Genomic DNA, 18,645 nt, shown 5'->3' with positions numbered 1-18,645 from the left:
AGCTCCTTCATCCTATTGTGGCAGGCGCCAGTTCACGGAATTGCGGTATGTGCCCGCAATCGGATTGCCATAGCTGTCCTTCGCCGGATTAAAGCGCGCGCGTTTTTCGATCAAGGAGCAAGTCCGTTCATCAAGCTGTGCGTGCCCCGTTGAGCTGGTGATCGTGCAATCGCTGACTCTGCCTTTGGTGTCGATCGTGACAGCGAAGCCCGCGACGCCGGACCATTCTCTGCGGATCCAGTTGCTGCGATAGTCGGCATCTGTGACCCAGCGACCTGGTGCGTTGCGCGGCGAAGCAGCAATGGGGTCGGGCAGGGAAGGCATTGGTGCTATGTCGCCTGTGCCTCCGGTTGTGACGACTTCGACAGGTCCGATTACGTAATCATCGGATTCGGTGAATGTCTTGATCGGGCTGCTATTGCTCAGCGTCAATTCGCTATCCGGCCGTGTGGGCGGGGTGACGGTAGCAGGCATATCGCGCGTAACCTCGGTCGGTTCCGGCTTGGTTTCTGGCGGGGGCGGTGGCTCAATATCGTCGATTGGAATTTGGTATCCAGCCAGCTCATCATCCTTGGTTGGCCCTGTGACTGTCACTGCCAATCCCAAGACAAGGACTGCTCCGAAAGCCCCGGGTATCCCCAGAGCGCCAAGCATGGCGGCGGGGTTCGCCCGGTTGGCTGTGTTTGCGTAGCTCATGGCGTTGTTCCTCTCTCTCACTTTTTTGTGTGAGAAGGCGCCAGCAGCGTAGAACAATGGAGGACGCTACAGGCACCTCTCATTTGCAATGTTACAACATTACATTTGCAAGACAAGAACTTTCGCGTTGTTATTTGGGACCTTTTTATATTCCGCACGCCATCCGGCGTGCGATTTCCTCGCGCCTACGGCGCTGCGGGCGCCCGGTCGGGCTTGCGGTCAGCTATGCTGACCGAGCCCCTCAGCTATGTTGTTGAGATGCGCACGGTTCGATGCCACAGGCGTCGCAAGCGCGACTGCGCGTCGCCGCTTATGCGGCGTAGCCAAGCGGGCCGGATGGCCCGCGCCCGGCGCTTGAGGGCGCCAAACAAAAAACGACTAAATAGCTTGTCGCTATTTAATCGGACAATCCGGCGAGAGGCGGAAGTCGAGATAGTTGTCGACCGACTTCATCATGTCTTCGGTTTCGTTTTCGAAGAAGTGATTGGCGCGCGGGATCTCGTCGTGGTGGATCGTGATGTGCTTTTGCGTGCGCAGCTTATCGACCAGCTTTTGCACGGCATTCGGCTGAACCACTGTGTCAGCCGCACCCTGCACAAAGATGCCCGATGCGGGGCACGGTGCGAGGAAGCTGAAATCATACATGTTCGCAGGCGGCGCAATCGAGATAAATCCGCGCACTTCGGGGCGGCGCATCAGCAATTGCATCCCGATAAGCGCGCCGAACGAATAGCCCGCGACCCAAGTGGTCTGCGCTTCCGGGTGGATTGACTGCACCCAATCGAGCGCGCTGGCGGCATCGGACAATTCGCCGATGCCGTTATCAAAGCTGCCCTGGCTGCGGCCAACGCCGCGAAAGTTGAAGCGCAAGGTCGCGAATCCGCGATCAGCGAACGTCTTATAGAGCCGCTGAACAATGCGATCATTCATGGTTCCCCCGCCTTCCGGATGCGGATGCAGGATCATGGCGACTGGTGCGCGTGGGCGCGGTGGAGGCGAAAAACGACCTTCGAGGCGGCCTTCAGGGCCGGGAAAGATGACTGAGGGCATCGGAATCCTTGCAGAAATGGAGTGCGCGAAGTGCCGGCTGGCACCTGCGGTTGAGAGCTCTATATACGAGTCGCATCGCATTACGCAATTTTTTAAGAATCGTTCGCAATAAGGGTATTCTTGAGCACTCGCATCTATCTCGATCATGCCGCTACATCGCCGCTGCGCCCTGAGGCGCGCGCGGCGATGGAAGATGGCTTCGCGCTGTGGGCAAACCCGTCTTCTCCGCATGGGGAAGGGCGTAAGGCAAAGGCCGCGCTGGAGGATGCGCGCGACCGTATCAAAGCGGCGCTCGGGTGGTCAGGCGAGCTGATCTTTACAAGCGGCGCAAGCGAGGCTCTGGCCATTGGTCTGCAACAGGCCAAGGTGGACAGGCGCATTGTCAGCGCGGTTGAGCATGACGCGGTGTTCCGCGCGGCACCCGATTCTGAGATTTCATCGGACGACACTGTCTTCGATGATCGCACCGTCCTTGCCGTGCAGCACGTCAATTCCGAAACTGGCGTTATCAACCCGGTCGATCAATTGGCCCAAACTATCCGCCCGACTGGCGCGCTGGTTCTCTCGGATTGTTCGCAATCCGCAGGGAAGCTTGATCTGCCTGATGCGGACATGCTGGTGATCTCGGCGCACAAATTCGGCGGTCCCATCGGGATCGGTGCCTTGCTGGTGCGCGATTTCAACATGCTTGAGCCGATTGGCGGGCATGAGCGCGGATACCGTCAGGGCACGGAAAACCTGCCCGGCGCGATGGGGATGGCCGCTGCGCTCGAAGCCGGAGCGTGGGCGACGACGCCAGACGATCGGGCCAAGTTCGCCGAGCGGATGGCCGCAGATACGCTCTCTATCGGTGACCAAGCCGACTACATCTTCGCAATCACCCATCCATCCAACAGCGCACAGGCGCTCCTGATCCGGCTCGACGGGCAGGGTTTCGCAGTTTCCGCAGGCAGCGCGTGTTCGTCCGGTACTCTCAAAAAGAGCCGGGTGCTTGATGCGTTTGGCGTTTCGGACGATGTCGCCGCGCGCACAATCCGGGTGAGCATCGGCTGGAACACAACCCCGGAAGATCTGGAACGATTTGCCGATGCGTGGGGTTCGCTTTCATGATCTATCTCGATTACCAATCGACCACGCCGCTCGCGCCCGAAGCGCGCGATGCGATGCTGCGCTGGCTTGATGGGCCGGATGGCTCGGCGTTCGGCAACCCGCATTCGGCGCACAAAATGGGGCGTCAGGCAAAGGCTTCCGTTGAGCTTGCGCGGGAACGTGTCGCGGCTTTGCTACCTCCTGGCGGGCGTGTGATCTTTACCGGAAATGCGTGCGAGGCGCTGAACCTTGCGATGCGCGGTTCCGGCAGCGGCGGCTCCATTTCCATATCTGCGATTGAACACGCCGCTGTTTATGACACGGCCAAGGCTTTGGGAGGAGCGCATATCCTCAATGTCTCGAAAGAGGGGCAGTGCAACACCGCGCAGGACGTGCCCGATGATTGCCGTCTGATCGCGGTGATGCAGGTGAATAACGAGATCGGCACGATCCAGCCAACCATCGATTGGCACCGCAAGGCAAAGCAGAACAATGCCCTGTTCCTGATCGACGCGGTGCAAGCTTACGGCAAAATGGAAATCACCCAAGCCGATATGATCGCGATCAGCGCGCATAAATTTCACGGACCGAAAGGTATCGGCGCGCTGTGGGTGCGGGACGGGGTTGAGCTTGATCCGCAGATTACCGGCGGACTGCAAGAGGGCGACCGGTCCGGCACGCTTTCTCCGGCGCTTGTTGCCGGAATGGGCGCAGCGGCGCATCTCGCGAAAGAACAACGCCAGCGCGACGGCGAGCATATTCTCAATCTGTGGAACCGCGCCCGCGAATTGTTCAGCGAGTGGGAGTTGAATGGCAGCGAGGACGCGCGCTGGCAGGGTAATCTCAATATGCGGCGCGATGGGCTGGACGTGAACCGCCTGATGTCCGAATGCCGCAATGTGATGTTCTCGGCGGGCAGCGCCTGCGCGAGCGGCTCTGGCAAGACCAGCCATGTGCTCAAAGCCATCGGGCTGACCGATGCACAGGCGAAAAGTTCGATCCGCATCGGTTTCGGTCGCTACACGACGATGGAGCAACTCGAAAAAGGCGCAGCTGCGATCAATGCTGCGGTGAAGGATCAGGGCCTATGAGCGTGAAAGTCACTTTCATCGATCCGCGCGGAAATGCGGTCGAGGCGAGCGGTGAGGTAGGCGACAACTTGCTGCGCGTCGGTCAGGCCGCCGGCCTCCCGCTGGAGGGGACATGCGAGGGGCAAATGGCGTGTTCGACTTGCCATGTCATCGTCGGAGCCGAATGGTTCGACAAGCTGACCGAGGCTACTGAAGAGGAAGAAGACATGCTCGATTTCGCCGCAGGAGCGCGCCGGACGAGCCGCCTGTCGTGCCAGATTGATCTGACACCCGAGTTGGACGGAATGACCGTCAGCGTTCCTTCCGAAAGCAACGACGCCCGAAAAATGTAAAGTTGGCTTATCGCACCCGTGACGGCGCGATCAGCACGGCGTTGGCCAGCATCAGATCAAGCCCGTCGAGATAGGCACGGCTGGTTGGATCGTTGGCAAAGCCGATTGTCAGACCATCCCCGCTGGGCTGCGCCATCAGATAGGGTTTGAAAGCCATCTGACGGCGGTTTTCGTCCCAGACATAACCACTCGCGATCAGATCATCGGCAGCGGCAAAGCGCATCACATTGGTGCCTGTCGCGCGGTCCAGCGGAGTGAAGATTTGCGATCCGCTGGCCATAACGACAGCACCATTATCGTATCCCGCAGACAGGAAGTGATCAGGATCGGCCACGGTATTGAGCAATGCGCCCGGCAAAGTGTCGGGCAGGGCCTGCTGGTTTTGGATCGCCTCACGATATTCGCTTTCGCTGCCAAACTCGCGGCCCTCGGCGAGCTTCGGTGCGTCTTCGTCATCGCCGTCCGAGCTTTCAGACGGGTCGAGACCCAATGCGGCTTCGCGTTTGATCGCAAGGAGCGGTGATTTGCCGGTGGCGAAGGCATTCATCGATTGCTCGAACGTCACGAGGACACCGCCGCCCTTCACAAAGTCACTGATCGTCGCGAGGCCGCCTTTGCCCAGCGTTCCTGCCGGGTTTCCGTTTGGTACTATCAGCACATCATAGTCGGACAGATCCGCCTGTGCGAAACGGTTTGTGCGGATGGGGACAACTGGCAGGCCAAGGCGTTGCTCCAGCACATAACGGGTGGCGCCTGCGCTTAGTTGCGAGATGCCATCATCCCATGCAATCGCGACCTTGGGCAGGGTCAGGCGAACGAAACTCTCGCTGCCGAGGTTCGGCCCGTCTTCGACCCAGCTGGAATCGAATGCGACGGTGTGCGCACCTATTTCCCGCGCCAGTTCAGCGAGCCGCGCCATGGCATCGGCGTCGTTAGCAGCAGCGGGGAAGATCACCGAACCGCGCGGATATTCGCGGCCATCTTTGGTGAAGGCGGTGTCGGTAACGCGGCCTTCAATCCCTTCGCGCAGGGCGAGGGTGACGAGCCGCGCTTGGCCGCTATCGCTCCACGGAACGGCGACAGCGAAATCGCCTGACCCTTCGGCTTTGGCCGCGATCGGCGCATTTTCGGAGAGTGCTTCGCCGGAAACCGCGCCGCTGCACAGTTGGACTTCGACGCCAGACATGTATCCGACCGACCATGCGGTCACGTCATAAAGCTCATGACGAAGATCACGCGTACGGCGGTTTTCCTGCTCTTCCAGAAAGTCGCTGGCCAGCGGCGTGTCTTTATCGAGCAGGCTGCGGATTAGGCGCGCTGCGGGCTGCGCCTGTGAAATGGCGAGATAGCCTGACGGATAGCTGCGCCCGCAGGCATTGGCTGGACCATCGCGCCGAACAACAGCGATCCCCTGCGCGGCTAGGCGACGGCCCAACGCTTCGGCATTCCAGCGGCGCGAGGCCAGATCGATCACATAGGCGCCTCGGCCTGCTGCGCCATTGGCGTTGCTGGATCGGTATTGCGCATAGTTCGACAGGAAGCGGCCCGCATTCATCGCCACCGCTTCGGATGTCGAGAAGCTGGCGATGAAGTGATTTCGCACGGTGTCGGCGTAGGTGAGGGTGGTGCCATCGCGGCGATCCCATACGAGGCCGCGCGATGATCCTTGCTCGTATGTGCTGCCAATCGCGCCCTGATGCGCGTTCCATGTGTCGCCATAGCCGGGATAGAACAGGTCATAGACTTCGCGCGTGAAATACGGCTCACCCATCCGGTCAAACCACGCAGCGTTGTTCCGCCCGATCAGCTCGTATGACTGGCGCTGCTGCGAGGTGATGTTCGGGTTCACCGGACGTGCGGCGGGGCTGAAGAAATAAGTGTCATCGCCGCTCATCTCGTGAACATCGACCACCACAACCGGGCTCCACTGGCGGATCGCCGCGACTTTGCCGCGTGTTTCCGGCTGGCTCAACGTGAACCAGTCGCGGTTGAGATCGAACATGTAGTGATTGACCCGTCCGCTGGGCCAAGGCTCGTCATGCTCGGCCGCCTGACGGTCACCAGCAGGCTCAATACCGCGCGCGGTGCGGAAATGGTTGACGAAGCGCGCGCGCCCGTCGGGATTCTGCATTGGATCGAGGATGACGACGGTCTCGCGCATGATCTGAGCCGCGCGTTCGTCTCCTTGGGCAGCCAGCAGGTGATAGGCCATCATCAGCGATGCGTCGGTGGAGGAAATTTCGTTGCCGTGGACGCCATAGGTCAGCCACGTGACCGGCAGGGCATCGCCGTTGCTCGTCCGGCCTGCGGCGATGTTCGCCAAGTCCGCTTTGATCGCGTCAATGCGGGCCATATTTTCGGGCGCGGTGAGGATTACATAGTTGAGCGAGCGGCCTTCCCAGCTTTTCGCATATTCGACCATCCGCATCCGGTCGGGCGCAGCGTCGGCCAAGGCGCGCAGATACCGCAAAGTTTCCTCAGGCGAAGTGATCCGCGTGCCGGGTTCATGCCCGACAGTCTCTGTCAGCGTCGGGATCGAAGCGTCAAAATTGCCTTCGAGAAAGGACTGGGCGTGGGCGACCGGAGCGGCAAACGCGACCACAGCAAGCAATGCCCAAAATCGTGCCAACCAGCTACTGCGCATCAATCAAATCCTTCACCATCGCTTTGAGGTCAGCGTAGTCTCTCAGGCAAGCCTTCCTTCGGGTCAAGCGATAGCCGCGATCAGTCTTCTTCCGTCGCGGTCCCAGTCTCGAGAGAGGTTGCCTCAAGAGAAGCACCGCTGTTCTTTCGTTTCCAGAACTGCAGCCGCAGGCCAAAGCGGTGAAGCAACCAGCGAAAAGCAAACAGCAAAAGCAAAAACGGTAGGAGAGCCGTGAGCACATAAACCATAGCCGCCACACTCACACCTAGAGTGGAGCCAATCGAGCGCAAAGATGTGGTCACCGGGCGAAGGAAACCAATCTGGCTCTCTCCATAGGCCGGTTGGTATTCGAGGCGCACTTCGCTGTATTGAATGCGGATCCGGAATTCCTGCAATTTTGAACGCGTTGCGTCGATTTCTTGATTGACGTCCGCCACGGCTTTTTCCGCAGCGACCAGTTCCGCAACTGATCCGCCATTGGTTTTCAACACCTCGGTCAAACGGTCGCGCAGTATCAATCGCGACTGCAACCGTGCTTCGCTATCGATGATTTTCTCAGAGAGGTCCTCGCCATCGCGCACTGACGAAATCAACGTGCCGCCCAGCTCTTCGGCCGATTGTGAGAGGTCTTCGGCAAGTGAGCCCGTTTTGCTTGCCGCAATCTGCATTTCTACTGAGCCGTAGGCATCCCAGTCATCTGTACGGGCCTGAGAGGACCTGATGACGCGGCAGTCCTTTCCCATCGCGTCGCACATTGCGATGTGTTGGGATTGTAGTTTCTCGATTGCATCGCCGGTGATCTGGAAACCGAAACCGTATGTGTAAGCAATCCTGTCAAGGTCCTGCGGTGATGGCTGAGATTGCTCTGCACTGCGCTCCGGCGATGCCGCATTCGCCCCAGCGTTCATCGCTACGGATCGGGCGCTCGGGGCGTCACTGCCCAACAGGTCGAAGCTGGATTCCTGAGCCTTCCAGAAACCGAATTCGTTTTGAGGCGCGTCAGCGCTGGCTGTCTGCATCGTTTCGATCAACTCGCGCGATTGCGACGGTGGCTCCGACAACTGCTGCGATTCCGAGCAACCTGCCAGCAAGATCGATGTTCCGCATATGATTGCTGATAAAGTGCGCATTGGCCCCCCTCCCGATAGAGTGGGATTTCTAACCGGCTGGTTGGTCATTGCAAAGCCAAAGGTGGGGATGCTGCGGCAGCGTAACAAAAACCCCGCCGCGCAGTCGCACGACGGGGTTCGGAACCGGACAAATGACGGGAGGCCATGACCGGCTTCACTTATAGATACGGATTATGCGTTTTCCGGGATGCGTTCCATCGCCATTGCGTCTTTCAGCGCGGCGGTGAATGCGGGGATGTCTTCCGGATTGCGGCTTGTGATGAGGTTGCCATCAACGGCTACCTCGCGGTCGACAACATCGGCACCTGCGTTGCGCAAATCGGTGCGCAAGGATGGCCAACTGGTGACGACCTTGCCCTTTACGATATCGGCTTCGGCAAGCAGCCATGGGGCGTGGCAAATCGCGGCGATGGGTTTGTCTGCCTTGTCGAAATCCTTGATCAGATTGATCACGGTTTCGTTCATGCGCAGAATATCGGGGTTGATCTGTCCGCCGGGCAGAAGGAGCGCGTCATAATCGCCGCTCGAAACTTCTTCGACGGTAATGTCGACCGGGACGCTTTCGCCCCAATTGCTGTCTTTCCAGCCGGTAATCTCACCGTCTTCCAAGCTGGCAATGGTGATATCGGCTCCATCTTCTTCCAGACGTGCCTTCGGTTCCATCAATTCTGACTGTTCAAATCCGTCGGTGGCGATAATGAGGATGCGTTTCATTGCGCGGTGTCTCCTTATATGTTTTTGTATTTGCTATGTAATTCGAATGGATGGACGGGCAACGCGTTCCGCTGTGGTCGGCGAGCCGTTGCAATGGTAAGGCGAGCTGTTTTGACGCCTTTAAAGCCTGCGACAGTCTCCGGAGTTTTCAATAAATGACATTGCAAGCACGCGCGAAAGCCCTCGTTGAGGCGCGCTGGTTCGAACGTTTCATCATCACGGTGATCGTGATCAACGCGGTTGGTCTGGGCATGGAAACATCGCCGACCGTGATGAATGCGGTTGGCGGAGTTGTTGAGCAACTGGACCGGATCGCAATTGCGATCTTTGTCGTCGAGCTGCTGTTGAAACTGTTCGCGTACCGGCTCGCATTCTTCCGCAATGGCTGGAACATCTTCGACCTTGCAATCGTCAGCGCGGCTCTGGTGCCTGCGGGCGATCAATTTTCGGTCTTGCGCGCTCTGCGCATTTTGCGGGCGCTTAGGCTCGTCTCTGTCGTGCCGAGCATGCGCAAGGTGATCGTAGGGCTGTTCAGCGCAATCCCCAGTATCGGGACCGTCATCGTGATGCTGCTCCTGCTGTTTTATATCAGCGCGGTGATGGCAACGAAGCTGTTCGGCGGAGCCTTCCCGGACTGGTTCGGATCGCTTGGTGCATCGCTCTATTCGCTATTCCAAATCATGACGCTGGAAAGCTGGTCCATGGGCATCGTGCGCCCAGTAATGGAGGTGTTCCCGTGGGCATGGGCGTTCTTTGTGCCCTTTATCCTGCTCACCAGCTTTATCGTGCTGAACCTGTTTATCGGTGTGATCGTCAACGCGATGGCCGAAGCCACCGAAGACGACGCGCACAGCGAGCGCGAGATGATTATCGATGAGCTGCGGGCGCTCAGGAGCGAGATTGCGAAATTGCGGGATCGATAAGGCTAGTCGCGAGAATGTGAGATCGCAAAGCCACCGAGCCAAGAGCCAATATCGGCGAGCTACTTGTCGGTATCCGCCGCATCTGTATCGGGCACATGGCGCAAAATGTCGCCCGTCTCGCATTCGAGATAGTCGCAAATTTTCGAAAGCGTTTCGAACTTCACGCCTTTGACCTTGCCAGATTTCAGAAGCGATAAGTTCGCGTCCGTGATGCCGACGTGAGCAGCCAAATCCTTTGACTTAACCTTCCGCGTGACCAGCATGATGTCCAGAGTTACTTCGATAGCCATCAGACGTATTGCTTCGCCTCTTCTTTGGCAGCTTGCCCTTCACGCAATGCCCGTCCCAATGCCATCAAAACAACGCCGACCACAAGATACAGGAAGTCCAAGTCAAGAAAATACAAAGGCAAGACGAACTTGTTTTCGTCCCAAAAGCCCGGAATGCCAAGCACTGGTACGAGCACGGCGATAGATCGCGTTGTCAGATATAGCATCACCATTGCGATACCCAGGCGCTTCAAAGCGTTACGTGCGGATTCGAGCAGCAGTTCGCCTCGCTCTGCGTGTTTGAGAAATCGGTTTGTCGAAAAGAACAATAGGCCAAGAGAGCTGACGGCCAATACATTCGTCACAGCGATTGACAGAATGGTGGGTGCATTCATGGACAACGACGCTACATCTTCATCGATAAATTCGATCAGCAGTTCCTGCTCACCGAACAATGCCGTGATACAGGCATAGGAAATAACCAGTCCGGCAATCGTCGTCATGATACCAGCGAATGCCCGCAGCAAACGGTACAACAGACGGCTTGGGACTGTCCGGTTATCTTCCATCTCAACCCTTCTCACATAAACTCGGCTTCGGCATACATCGCGTTTCTCGTTTGTGTAATCTTTTCCGCTTCCGGATGGTTTCCCATTTTTCAAATGTCCTTGTGACGACCCTGCCGTGCCTGGAACTAGGCCGCGCATGGCAGGGCGATGTCATGTCGAGGAAAAACGCTAGCAATCAAGATAGTCCTGACGGTCCCGAATGTAATCTTTCGCGGCGCGGTGCTCATCCGCGTCGAGGTCATCTGCGAATGCATCGAGTTCCGCGCGATCCGACGCCTCTCCTTTGCTCAAGAGGCCGGATAACGAATTGAGGGCACCGCTGGTTTCTGCGTCGCGCTGCCCGCGTTGCTCATAGTCGAGCGCCACTGCCAGCTGGCTGCACGACATGCGATCAAATCGGGAAATCTGTTTGTCGCTCAGGCTGACGCAGCCTGTAAGAAGAGCTGCCATCGGCAGCGCGCTAAGAATAATTTTCATTTGAATCTCCATTCTCTGGGCCAATTCAGGCGAGGCTGAGGGGCCATAGAAAAGGCAAGTTTGTTGGGATGGGCGGCGCGTCACAGATTGATGCACCATGCTCTCCGCTATGCCGCTGGGAGGGACCAAGACTGGGGGAAGAAGAGCCCTCCCAGCGACAATGGCCAAGTCAGAATCGCAGTGTCGCACCTGCCAAGACTTGGTCGGACCGGAATGTGTCACCGAAATTGTTGCGGCGATATTCGACCCGCAGCGCAGCGTAGTGTGTCACGGCAAATTCAGCTCCTCCGCCGAACATGACCCCGTCTCCGTTTTCACGTTCGGAAACGGTCGCCGCTGTATTGACGCCATCGAACCGACTGAGTTTATAGCGCGAGCGACTGTAGCCAACCCGGCCATAGGCAAGGATTCTATCATTCAGGACGATCCCGGCACGAACAGACGCATCAGCTGACCATTGAGGGTTCAGCTCAACAGAGCCGCCGCTCGTGACGGTGTCGGTAAGCTTGCGCTCGCTGGGGTTGAAACCCGCTTCGACACCGATGACGAAGTTTTCAAATTGTGCGTCATAGCCGATGTAACCGCCATACGTGACGCCGCTTTGCCGTGCATCTATTGTGACGGCATCGGCGCCTGTAAGGACGGTTTCGTCGATGCGTTGGCGGGAATAGCCGCCTTGTACGCCGACACTGACGCCTTCAAAATTCTCGTCGTCGTCATTCGCATGCGCAGCATGGGGTACAGTGACTGCGGTAACGGCAGCCATAGCGAGCAACAGGGGGTGTTTGTGAATTTTCATTTTGTTTTCCTTGGATTTGATTTGGACGCAGAAATCCGCCGCGCAAATCGGTGCGCGCTGGATCCACATTTTCGGATGAGAGCTGCTGTTTGGGCTGACGCATGCCTTGCGAAAAGGAATGGGTTCAAACCGGTCTTGCGGGGGTCTTCTTAGTATCGAGCTCCAAATGTGACTGCGCGAATCGTACTATGCCCAGATTTCTCGAAATGCAACATGTTTTTATTGTGAAATAATAATTTCATTTTGTTAATCAGAATTATTCTAACCGTCCGGGCATCTCAATGGCCTCGCATCATGCGCCTTTTGCGATCGGCAATTTCCTCTTGTCAGAACAGCGGGACCAGGAGCATCACACATTTCCTACACCAGCATAGGCCCCTAAGACCGCACTGGCTCTTTCCAATCGTCGATGCTCTCTTCTGTGCCAAAGGCTCGCGCGCATCTATGCCGTTCAAGTTGGACATTTGTCACCCGTGTCCTACAGTGCATTTCGTCAATAAAAACAAATCACTAACTCTGTAGGCACCGTATGACATGTTGGAGAATGTGTCATGTGTTCCCTACAGCTGTCCGGCCTCTCGATCTCTCTGCGCTATTCCTGTGGAAATGCCTCTCCCCCCTGAGGAGATGCGTTGCTAAGTCAGCGCGATGGCTGATCCTACGACTACCGACGATTCTGATCCGTTCGACGCGATTGTTGATGCGCCGTTCGATGCCGCGCTGTCCGAGCGATATCTGGTCTATGCGCTATCCACGATCACGGCGCGCTCTCTGCCGGACCTTCGCGACGGGTTGAAGCCGGTTCACCGGCGGCTGCTGTGGACTATGCGCCAGCTAAAGCTGGACCCGTCCAACACCTTTAAGAAATCCGCCCGCGTTGTGGGTGAGGTGATCGGTAAATATCACCCGCATGGCGACACCGCCGCTTACGATGCGATGGTGCGCCTCGCTCAGGATTTCTCGCTGCGTTATCCTCTGGTCGAGGGGCAGGGGAATTTCGGCAATATCGATGGCGATAATGCCGCCGCCTATCGTTACACGGAAGCCCGCCTGACGAAGACGGCAATGCATCTGATGGACGGTCTGGACGCGGGCACGGTTGATTTCATCCCGACCTATAATGGTGAGGAAGAAGAGCCGGAATTGATGCCGGGCCTGTTCCCTAACCTGTTGGCCAATGGCGCAAGCGGGATTGCGGTGGGCATGGCGACCAATATCCCGTCGCACAACGTTGCCGAGATTATTGATGCCACGCTTGAACTGATCGACAATCCGCATGTTGAACATGAGCGGCTGATGGAGCTGTTTCATGGGCCAGATTTGCCGACCGGCGGCCAGATCATCGACAGCAAAGAAGTGATCTCCAACGCTTACGAAACGGGTCGCGGCTCCTTCCGGGTGCGCGGCGTGTTCGAAGCGCCGGAAGCTGAGAAAGCGGAAGATCAGAAGACGGGTATCGAGCGGCTGGGCGGCGGACAGTGGCAGCTGGTCATCTCCGAAATCCCGTATCAGGTCGCGAAGGGCAAACTGATAGAGCAGATCGCTCAGGCGATTGCGGATAAGAAACTGCCGATCCTCGAAGATGTGCGCGATGAAAGCGATGAGACAATCCGCATCGTGCTCGTGCCGAAGAGCCGCAATGTTGATCCTGAATTGCTCAAGGAAAGCATTTTCAAGCTCACGGATATGGAAACGCGGTTTGGCCTGAACCTCAACGTGCTCGACGCAACGCGCACGCCGATGGTGATGGGGCTGAAAGAGCTGCTGCAAAACTGGACGGCGGCTCAGATTGAGATTTTGCAGCGCCGCACGCAATTTCGGCTCGATCAGATCGCGCGGCGGCTGGAACTGGTTGAAGGCTACATCACGGCCTTCCTCAATCTCGACCGGGTGATCGAAATCATCCGGTATGAGGATGAGCCCAAAGCGGTGATGATGAAGGAATTCAGCCTCACCGATCGTCAGGCTGAGGCGATCCTCAACATGCGGCTGCGGTCTTTGCGCAAGCTGGAAGAGATGGAGCTGCGCACTGAGAAAGACACGCTGCTCGCCGAGCAGGACGACCTTCAAAAACTGCTCGATAGTCCGGCTCGTCAGCGCACCCGTTTGAAGAAAGACTTGCGCGGACTTCGCAAGGATTACGCCGAGGACACCAAGATCGGCGCTCGCCGGACACGGATTGAAGAGGCCGAAGCGGTTGTCGAATTCAGCATGGATGCGATGATCGAAAAAGAGCCGGCCACGATCATTCTGAGCCAAAAAGGCTGGATCCGCGCCGCCAAAGGTCACGTCGATCTGGAGCAGGAATTCAAATATAAAGAAGGCGACGCGCTTGCCTTTATCCTGCACGCACAGACGACCGACAAGCTGCTTATCGCAGCGGGCAATGGCCGGTTCTACACGCTGGGCTGTGACAAATTGCCCGGCGCTCGCGGCTTTGGCGAGCCGGTGCGGACGATGATCGACCTCGAAGCGGACACGGGCATCGTCAAAATGCTGGTGCACAAGCCCGGCGGAAAGCTGCTGCTGGCTTCGACCATCGGCAAAGGCTTTGTCGCGGAAACCAACGAGCTGATGGCCGAGACCCGAAAAGGGCGGCAGGTCGTGAACCTCAAAGGCAATGCGGAACTCCGCGTTATCCGCGAAATCGGCGCAGAGGATGATCACGTTGCGTGTGTTGGAGACAACCGCAAACTGATCGTGTTCAATCTCGAAGAAATGCCAGTCATGGCGCGGGGTCAGGGCGTTATGCTGCAGCGGTACCGCGATGGCGGGTTGTCGGACGCAACAACGTTCAAGCTGGAAGATGGTCTAAGCTGGAAAATGGGCGGTTCGGGCGACCGTACCCGTACCGAGAACGAGATATGGCAATGGAAAGTCGCGCGCAGCGCAGCCGGACGTTTGCCGCCGCAAGGCTTCCCAAAGAACAACCGCTTCGAGTGAACCGAATACAAAAGGGCCGCGATCTCTAGCATGAGATCGCGGCCCTGTTTGTTCGCTCATTGAGCGATCGGATTACATGTTGAGACGGCCAGTCGGTCCGTTGTCACGCTCTGCAGCGGCGGCGGCCTGCTTTTCAGCGGCTTGCGCTGGTGTCAGGATTTCGGCGCCTTCGGGCACTTCGACAGTGTTCGCTGCGATCTGTTCGAGCGAGTAGAGCGCCATAAGAGCGCCATTCGCGTCGACGGCCATAGTGTCTTTGGTCAGCGTCATAATGCCGCCTTCGCGCCTAATGATTACGGTGCCTTCGCTGTCGACGGTGTAAACGGTACCAGCAGGCTGGCCGTCTGCGCTGACAACTGCCGCGCCTTCGACAAGAGCGGCGTCACGTTTCGCATCAGCTTCGGCTTTTTGTGCAGCCATCATACCATCGATCTGTGCCTTGGTCGCGTTGACGGTCCATTTGCCTTCGCGCTCGGCCAGAAGATTGGCGGGCAGCGGTGCCTTGTGAGCGCCAGTGTCGACGGTTACGATGCCGCCTTCATTGCTTTCAACGGTGCCGATTGGTGCATCGTCATTGCCGAAGACGGTTGTGCCCGCATCTTGTGCGTGGGCGGCAATCGGGGTCGCGGCGATAGCAGTGGCAACGATGGCCAGCTTTGCAAACTTCATGTGGTATTCTCTCCGTCAGTTCTTCTAGTCAGGTGGCCGCCACGGGGGGAGAGGGCAGCGCACGCATACATGGCGGTGTGGCCCGAAAAACGGACCAGCAATGTAACGCCAAAAGCGGTGAATGCACGCATCAGACCAATGCCCAAAACGCACGTGAGTTCCCCTAATCAGGGTCAGGCAAAGTGGCAAGCACCTCGCTTACGAACGTTAATGACAGCCCGCGAGTGAAGGAACGCTTAACGCAAACGTCAAGCTTCTGGCAGTTCTTCGTTCAATATCTCTTGAACACGAGCCTCACCGGGGAAACCCTCCGCAACCCAACGCTGCTCGACCGTTTGGAGTATCCGCGCCACTTCCGGACCGGCGGCAACGCCGCGCTGAACGATTGCACCGCCTTTGAGCGGAAGTGTCGGTGCCGCCCAGTCCCGGATTGCGGCGGCATCGGCTCCTGCAAGCAGCAATCGGTGAACCGCAATCGCGTTGCCTTCGTTGTAGGCCAGCGCCTTGGGAGCTTCAGCGTCACTGCCAAGGCGCGAAGCCACCCCGACTAGTACGGCCCGCTGGGCTCTCGACAGGCGTAGGCGCGCCGCAACATCGCCTGCGACATCAGGTGAGGGCGGCAGAAGTGCAGACAGACGTCGCAAAGGATCAGGCGCAAAACCTTGTGCAGCTTCGCGGTCAATCACTTCACGCATGATTTCGACATTGCGCAGGCTTGCTTCTGGCAAAATAACCCGCAGGACCGCGTGATTAAACATCCGCTCGACTGTCTCACCCGGATCAGGCAGCGAAAGCAGTTTCAGCAGTTCTTCCGCCACTCGCTCACGGCTCAGCCCCTTCAGCGTTCCGGCAAGCTCGGCGCAGGCTTCTTCGGCTTCATTGTCCAATGCCGCACCAAAGCGAGCCTGAAACCGGTAATAGCGCAAAATGCGAAGATGATCCTCAGCGATACGTTCGCGCGCATCACCGATAAAGCGAACACGGCGCGCGGCAAGATCGTCGAGTCCGCCGAAATAGTCTGAAATCTCCAGAGTTTCCGGATGGGCGTAGAGCGCATTGATTGTGAAATCGCGCCGCGCAGCATCTTCACGCCAATCGTTGGCAAAGGCGACTGTTGCGCGGCGGCCATCCGTTGAAACATCATGCCGCAGGGTCGTGATTTCAACCGGCCCGTCTTCCAGAACCGCCGTGATGGTTCCGTGGTCAATTCCGGTCGGAACGGTGCGGATGCCTGCCATGGCGCAGCGATCCATCACTTCATCAGGCGGGTGGGTTGTCGCGCAGTCGACATCGTGAACACCCACGTCCAGCAACGTATCGCGCACTGCGCCGCCGACCCAGCGGATGTTCTCCGCACCCAGAGCGCGTGTGAGCACACGGAGCCCCTTGCGGTTGGGCCAGTCCGCGTTTGCTAGGGTTCCGGGCAGTCCAGATGCGCTCATTTCAAGCGCTCCCAATCAATCCGCCGCGAAAGGTTCGCGAGGATTGCCGCTGTAACGCCCCAAATTCTGAAACCTTCGTAATCCATTTCCAGATAGCGCCGGTTCGCCCCCTTCCAGAACACTTCATTGACGGTCCAGTTACTCTTATCAAGCAAGAGCGCAAGCGGGGCTTCGAACCATGCTTCGACTTCATCGGGGTTAGGCGTCAATTCGAGGTCAGGCGGAACCACGGCCAGCACCGGTGTCACGGCAAAGCCGGTTCCTGTCTGATAGAGATCACTCGTACCGATAACGCGGACTTGATCGCTTGGCAGCGCAAGCTCCTCATTGGCTTCACGCACGGCGGCGGTGATGGCGTCTTCTCCGGGGTCTATTTTGCCACCGGGAAAGGCAACTTGGCCAGGGTGATCGCGCATGGCGTTGGGGCGCTGGGTCAGCAAGATGCCCGGCGCCTCGCGCTCGGTCACGGCGATCAGGACAGCGGCTGGCGTCGCGCGGCCATCGGCAAAGTGCGCATCTGACAATAGGTCGGCGATATCACGCGCATGCCCTTCTTCATGCAAAGCAGAAAGCTGATCGTAAAGGTCGGTCATTCCGGGCTAGGGTAGCAGAGAGAAGATCGCGCCCTGGCTGGTTACCATCAGGCCTTTGGTCAGATCATCGCCGCTGGTATCAATCGCGATTTGGACGAGTTGTTCATAAGTCGAACGGTTTAGGCGCGCTTCGCAGCCTCGGCGCACGTGCAGATAAATTGCCGGAGTTTCAGGGTCTCCAGCGGCCCGGATGGCATTATCCGGACCAGCCACGACTAGCTCATCTGTGTTGAGCCGAAACGCAATCTCGCCGTCTCGCATCACGCAGTCCACGGCCACAAAGGCCGCGTCATCGACTTCAATGCTGAGTTTTTCAAATGGTGTTGCCAGCCAATGCTGGGCCGCGTCATCTCGCGTCAGCAGACCCGAAAATGCACGCACCATTGCGGGTCGCCGGATCGGATCACCTTCGTGAAACCATGTGCCATCGGCGGCAATCCGCATTTCGCTTTCACCGATCTGCTGCGGAGCCCACCCCTCGACAGGGGGGAGTTTACGTTGCTCAACCTGCTCGGCGATTTGGGCTAGCGTAAGTTCGGCTAGATAGGGGGGAGGTTCATAAGGCATATTCGCATAACGCGATGCCAGAACACCGCGTTCCCGTGAAGTGGAGAAACGCGCAACTGCTTACTAACGATCTAGTCTTTACCGACAATGCCGCCTTCAGGATTCCACGGACCAAGGATCCCGTCTTTCGGCATCATGGAAAGCGCAGGGCCGCGGGCGAGCAAGCGGTCTTGTTCGTATGGACCCGGGCAGCGCCAACCGCCTGTTGCATTCGCATTAAAGCCCCAGCGGCCATAATAGTCGGCATCGCCGATCAGAACCTGCGGGAAGCTGGGCGATCCGTCCGCCGCCATCCGCGCTTCTGCGTCCAGCATTGCCGCCATCAAGCCCATACCGAACCCTTCGCCTTGGCGTTCAGGCAACACGGCCACCGGGCCGACCATTACAAGCGGCACGGGTTTTCCGTCGTCGCTTATCAAAGCGATTGGCCAGCATTGGATCGTCGCGACCAGCATTTCTTGATCATCCAGCGCGGCAAAACTCAACGCTTCCAGCCACTCCATGCCAGCACGGATGCGGTACGCTGTGCGGGCGTGCCGATCAGGGCCGAATGCGCGATCAAGCAGTTCCTCGATCATCGCAGGGTCGACCGCCGAAAGCGGGATGAGAGTGGCAGTGTTGGCGCTCATTCCGGGCGCGTTAGTCGCT

Annotated in this window: 19 protein-coding genes; 5 read left to right on the top strand and 14 right to left on the bottom strand. The window is 58.0% G+C overall.

The window, feature by feature from the left end:
- Window positions 1-12 precede the first annotated feature (12 nt).
- Both MWU39_RS09665 and MWU39_RS09660 read right to left on the bottom strand, forming a co-directional pair.
- Window positions 13-696: an energy transducer TonB gene (locus MWU39_RS09665; RefSeq protein WP_247159780.1), complete on the bottom strand. Its 684-nt coding sequence runs from the start codon at window positions 694-696 to the stop codon at window positions 13-15.
- A gap of 393 nt (window positions 697-1,089) precedes the next feature.
- Window positions 1,090-1,746 carry an alpha/beta hydrolase gene (locus tag MWU39_RS09660; protein WP_247159779.1) on the bottom strand — a complete coding sequence of 219 codons (657 nt, stop codon included), beginning with the start codon at window positions 1,744-1,746 and terminating at the stop codon, window positions 1,090-1,092.
- A 120-nt stretch (window positions 1,747-1,866) separates the two neighbouring features.
- Between MWU39_RS09660 and MWU39_RS09655 the strand changes: the two genes are divergently transcribed.
- Genes MWU39_RS09655 through MWU39_RS09645 form a run of 3 tightly spaced genes read left to right on the top strand, consistent with a single transcriptional unit; the run spans window position 1,867 to window position 4,258 of the window.
- Window positions 1,867-2,856: an aminotransferase class V-fold PLP-dependent enzyme gene (locus MWU39_RS09655; protein WP_281501099.1), complete on the top strand. Its 990-nt coding sequence runs from the start codon at window positions 1,867-1,869 to the stop codon at window positions 2,854-2,856.
- Complete coding sequence (locus MWU39_RS09650) at window positions 2,853-3,926, top strand: cysteine desulfurase family protein (RefSeq protein ID WP_247159778.1); 1,074 nt, start codon at window positions 2,853-2,855, stop codon at window positions 3,924-3,926. The genes MWU39_RS09655 and MWU39_RS09650 overlap by 4 nt, the downstream gene beginning before the upstream one ends.
- The gene (locus tag MWU39_RS09645) at window positions 3,923-4,258 is read left to right on the top strand and encodes a 2Fe-2S iron-sulfur cluster-binding protein (protein WP_247159777.1); all 336 of its coding nucleotides are present in this window, start codon (window positions 3,923-3,925) and stop codon (window positions 4,256-4,258) included. The genes MWU39_RS09650 and MWU39_RS09645 overlap by 4 nt, the downstream gene beginning before the upstream one ends.
- Before the next feature lie 7 nt (window positions 4,259-4,265).
- Here MWU39_RS09645 and MWU39_RS09640 read toward each other — a convergent pair whose 3' ends face one another.
- The 3 genes from MWU39_RS09640 to MWU39_RS09630 all read right to left on the bottom strand — a co-directional run bounded on the left by MWU39_RS09640 (window position 4,266) and on the right by MWU39_RS09630 (window position 8,746).
- The gene (locus MWU39_RS09640) at window positions 4,266-6,902 is read right to left on the bottom strand and encodes a M14 family metallopeptidase (RefSeq protein ID WP_247159776.1); all 2,637 of its coding nucleotides are present in this window, start codon (window positions 6,900-6,902) and stop codon (window positions 4,266-4,268) included.
- 80 nt (window positions 6,903-6,982) lie between these two features.
- Window positions 6,983-8,032, bottom strand: a complete 1,050-nt coding sequence (locus MWU39_RS09635; protein ID WP_247159775.1) for a DUF4349 domain-containing protein — start codon at window positions 8,030-8,032, stop codon at window positions 6,983-6,985.
- A 171-nt stretch (window positions 8,033-8,203) separates the two neighbouring features.
- Window positions 8,204-8,746: a type 1 glutamine amidotransferase domain-containing protein gene (locus MWU39_RS09630; protein ID WP_247159774.1), complete on the bottom strand. Its 543-nt coding sequence runs from the start codon at window positions 8,744-8,746 to the stop codon at window positions 8,204-8,206.
- Window positions 8,747-8,901: 155 nt separating this feature from the next.
- On the opposite strand from MWU39_RS09630, the gene MWU39_RS09625 reads away from it, so the two are divergent.
- Entirely contained in the window at window positions 8,902-9,669 is a 768-nt protein-coding gene (locus tag MWU39_RS09625; RefSeq protein ID WP_247159773.1) for an ion transporter, read from the top strand.
- A gap of 59 nt (window positions 9,670-9,728) precedes the next feature.
- On the opposite strand, the gene MWU39_RS09620 is transcribed toward MWU39_RS09625, so the two are convergent.
- From MWU39_RS09620 to MWU39_RS09605, 4 genes are all read right to left on the bottom strand, one after another.
- The gene (locus MWU39_RS09620) at window positions 9,729-9,959 is read right to left on the bottom strand and encodes a helix-turn-helix transcriptional regulator (RefSeq protein WP_247159772.1); all 231 of its coding nucleotides are present in this window, start codon (window positions 9,957-9,959) and stop codon (window positions 9,729-9,731) included.
- Complete coding sequence (locus MWU39_RS09615; RefSeq protein ID WP_247159771.1) at window positions 9,959-10,507, bottom strand: DUF2975 domain-containing protein; 549 nt, start codon at window positions 10,505-10,507, stop codon at window positions 9,959-9,961. Before MWU39_RS09615 ends, MWU39_RS09620 begins: the two co-directional genes overlap by 1 nt.
- Window positions 10,508-10,675: 168 nt before the next feature.
- The gene (locus MWU39_RS09610) at window positions 10,676-10,984 is read right to left on the bottom strand and encodes a hypothetical protein (RefSeq protein ID WP_247159770.1); all 309 of its coding nucleotides are present in this window, start codon (window positions 10,982-10,984) and stop codon (window positions 10,676-10,678) included.
- Window positions 10,985-11,153: 169 nt separating this feature from the next.
- Window positions 11,154-11,783, bottom strand: a complete 630-nt coding sequence (locus MWU39_RS09605; protein WP_247159769.1) for an outer membrane beta-barrel protein — start codon at window positions 11,781-11,783, stop codon at window positions 11,154-11,156.
- A 648-nt stretch (window positions 11,784-12,431) separates the two neighbouring features.
- Here MWU39_RS09605 and parC point away from each other — a divergent pair.
- Complete coding sequence (gene parC / locus MWU39_RS09600) at window positions 12,432-14,726, top strand: DNA topoisomerase IV subunit A (protein ID WP_247159768.1); 2,295 nt, start codon at window positions 12,432-12,434, stop codon at window positions 14,724-14,726.
- Between the two features lie 72 nt (window positions 14,727-14,798).
- Here parC and MWU39_RS09595 read toward each other — a convergent pair whose 3' ends face one another.
- The 5 genes from MWU39_RS09595 to MWU39_RS09575 form a co-directional block, all read right to left on the bottom strand.
- Window positions 14,799-15,395: a hypothetical protein gene (locus MWU39_RS09595; protein ID WP_247159767.1), complete on the bottom strand. Its 597-nt coding sequence runs from the start codon at window positions 15,393-15,395 to the stop codon at window positions 14,799-14,801.
- Between the two features lie 248 nt (window positions 15,396-15,643).
- A complete protein-coding gene (locus tag MWU39_RS09590) occupies window positions 15,644-16,837 on the bottom strand; it encodes a CCA tRNA nucleotidyltransferase (protein ID WP_247159766.1) in 1,194 nt (397 codons plus the stop codon).
- Window positions 16,834-17,430, bottom strand: a complete 597-nt coding sequence (locus MWU39_RS09585; protein WP_247159765.1) for a CoA pyrophosphatase — start codon at window positions 17,428-17,430, stop codon at window positions 16,834-16,836. Before MWU39_RS09585 ends, MWU39_RS09590 begins: the two co-directional genes overlap by 4 nt.
- Before the next feature lie 6 nt (window positions 17,431-17,436).
- Window positions 17,437-17,997: a DUF1285 domain-containing protein gene (locus MWU39_RS09580; protein WP_247159764.1), complete on the bottom strand. Its 561-nt coding sequence runs from the start codon at window positions 17,995-17,997 to the stop codon at window positions 17,437-17,439.
- 71 nt (window positions 17,998-18,068) lie between these two features.
- Complete coding sequence (locus tag MWU39_RS09575; RefSeq protein WP_247159763.1) at window positions 18,069-18,626, bottom strand: N-acetyltransferase; 558 nt, start codon at window positions 18,624-18,626, stop codon at window positions 18,069-18,071.
- Window positions 18,627-18,645: the final 19 nt, after the last annotated feature.

Origin of the sequence: Erythrobacter sp. F6033 (assembly GCF_023016005.1) — a bacterium.
Lineage (GTDB): Bacteria > Pseudomonadota > Alphaproteobacteria > Sphingomonadales > Sphingomonadaceae > Erythrobacter.
This window is presented reverse-complemented; position numbering and strand designations above follow the sequence as displayed.

Bases quoted from the DNA above. Each gene is read 5' to 3' on its own strand.
- MWU39_RS09665 (WP_247159780.1), bottom strand. From the start codon at position 696: ATGAGCTACGCAAACACAGCCAACCGGGCGAACCCCGCCGCCATGCTT.
- MWU39_RS09660 (WP_247159779.1), bottom strand. From the start codon at position 1,746: ATGCCCTCAGTCATCTTTCCCGGCCCTGAAGGCCGCCTCGAAGGTCGT.
- MWU39_RS09650 (WP_247159778.1), top strand. From the start codon at position 2,853: ATGATCTATCTCGATTACCAATCGACCACGCCGCTCGCGCCCGAAGCG.
- MWU39_RS09645 (WP_247159777.1), top strand. From the start codon at position 3,923: ATGAGCGTGAAAGTCACTTTCATCGATCCGCGCGGAAATGCGGTCGAG.
- MWU39_RS09640 (WP_247159776.1), bottom strand. From the start codon at position 6,902: ATGCGCAGTAGCTGGTTGGCACGATTTTGGGCATTGCTTGCTGTGGTC.
- MWU39_RS09635 (WP_247159775.1), bottom strand. From the start codon at position 8,032: ATGCGCACTTTATCAGCAATCATATGCGGAACATCGATCTTGCTGGCA.
- MWU39_RS09630 (WP_247159774.1), bottom strand. From the start codon at position 8,746: ATGAAACGCATCCTCATTATCGCCACCGACGGATTTGAACAGTCAGAA.
- MWU39_RS09625 (WP_247159773.1), top strand. From the start codon at position 8,902: ATGACATTGCAAGCACGCGCGAAAGCCCTCGTTGAGGCGCGCTGGTTC.
- MWU39_RS09620 (WP_247159772.1), bottom strand. From the start codon at position 9,959: ATGGCTATCGAAGTAACTCTGGACATCATGCTGGTCACGCGGAAGGTT.
- MWU39_RS09615 (WP_247159771.1), bottom strand. From the start codon at position 10,507: ATGGAAGATAACCGGACAGTCCCAAGCCGTCTGTTGTACCGTTTGCTG.
- MWU39_RS09610 (WP_247159770.1), bottom strand. From the start codon at position 10,984: ATGAAAATTATTCTTAGCGCGCTGCCGATGGCAGCTCTTCTTACAGGC.
- MWU39_RS09605 (WP_247159769.1), bottom strand. From the start codon at position 11,783: ATGAAAATTCACAAACACCCCCTGTTGCTCGCTATGGCTGCCGTTACC.
- parC (WP_247159768.1), top strand. From the start codon at position 12,432: ATGGCTGATCCTACGACTACCGACGATTCTGATCCGTTCGACGCGATT.
- MWU39_RS09595 (WP_247159767.1), bottom strand. From the start codon at position 15,395: ATGAAGTTTGCAAAGCTGGCCATCGTTGCCACTGCTATCGCCGCGACC.
- MWU39_RS09590 (WP_247159766.1), bottom strand. From the start codon at position 16,837: ATGAGCGCATCTGGACTGCCCGGAACCCTAGCAAACGCGGACTGGCCC.
- MWU39_RS09585 (WP_247159765.1), bottom strand. From the start codon at position 17,430: ATGACCGACCTTTACGATCAGCTTTCTGCTTTGCATGAAGAAGGGCAT.
- MWU39_RS09580 (WP_247159764.1), bottom strand. From the start codon at position 17,997: ATGCCTTATGAACCTCCCCCCTATCTAGCCGAACTTACGCTAGCCCAA.
- MWU39_RS09575 (WP_247159763.1), bottom strand. From the start codon at position 18,626: ATGAGCGCCAACACTGCCACTCTCATCCCGCTTTCGGCGGTCGACCCT.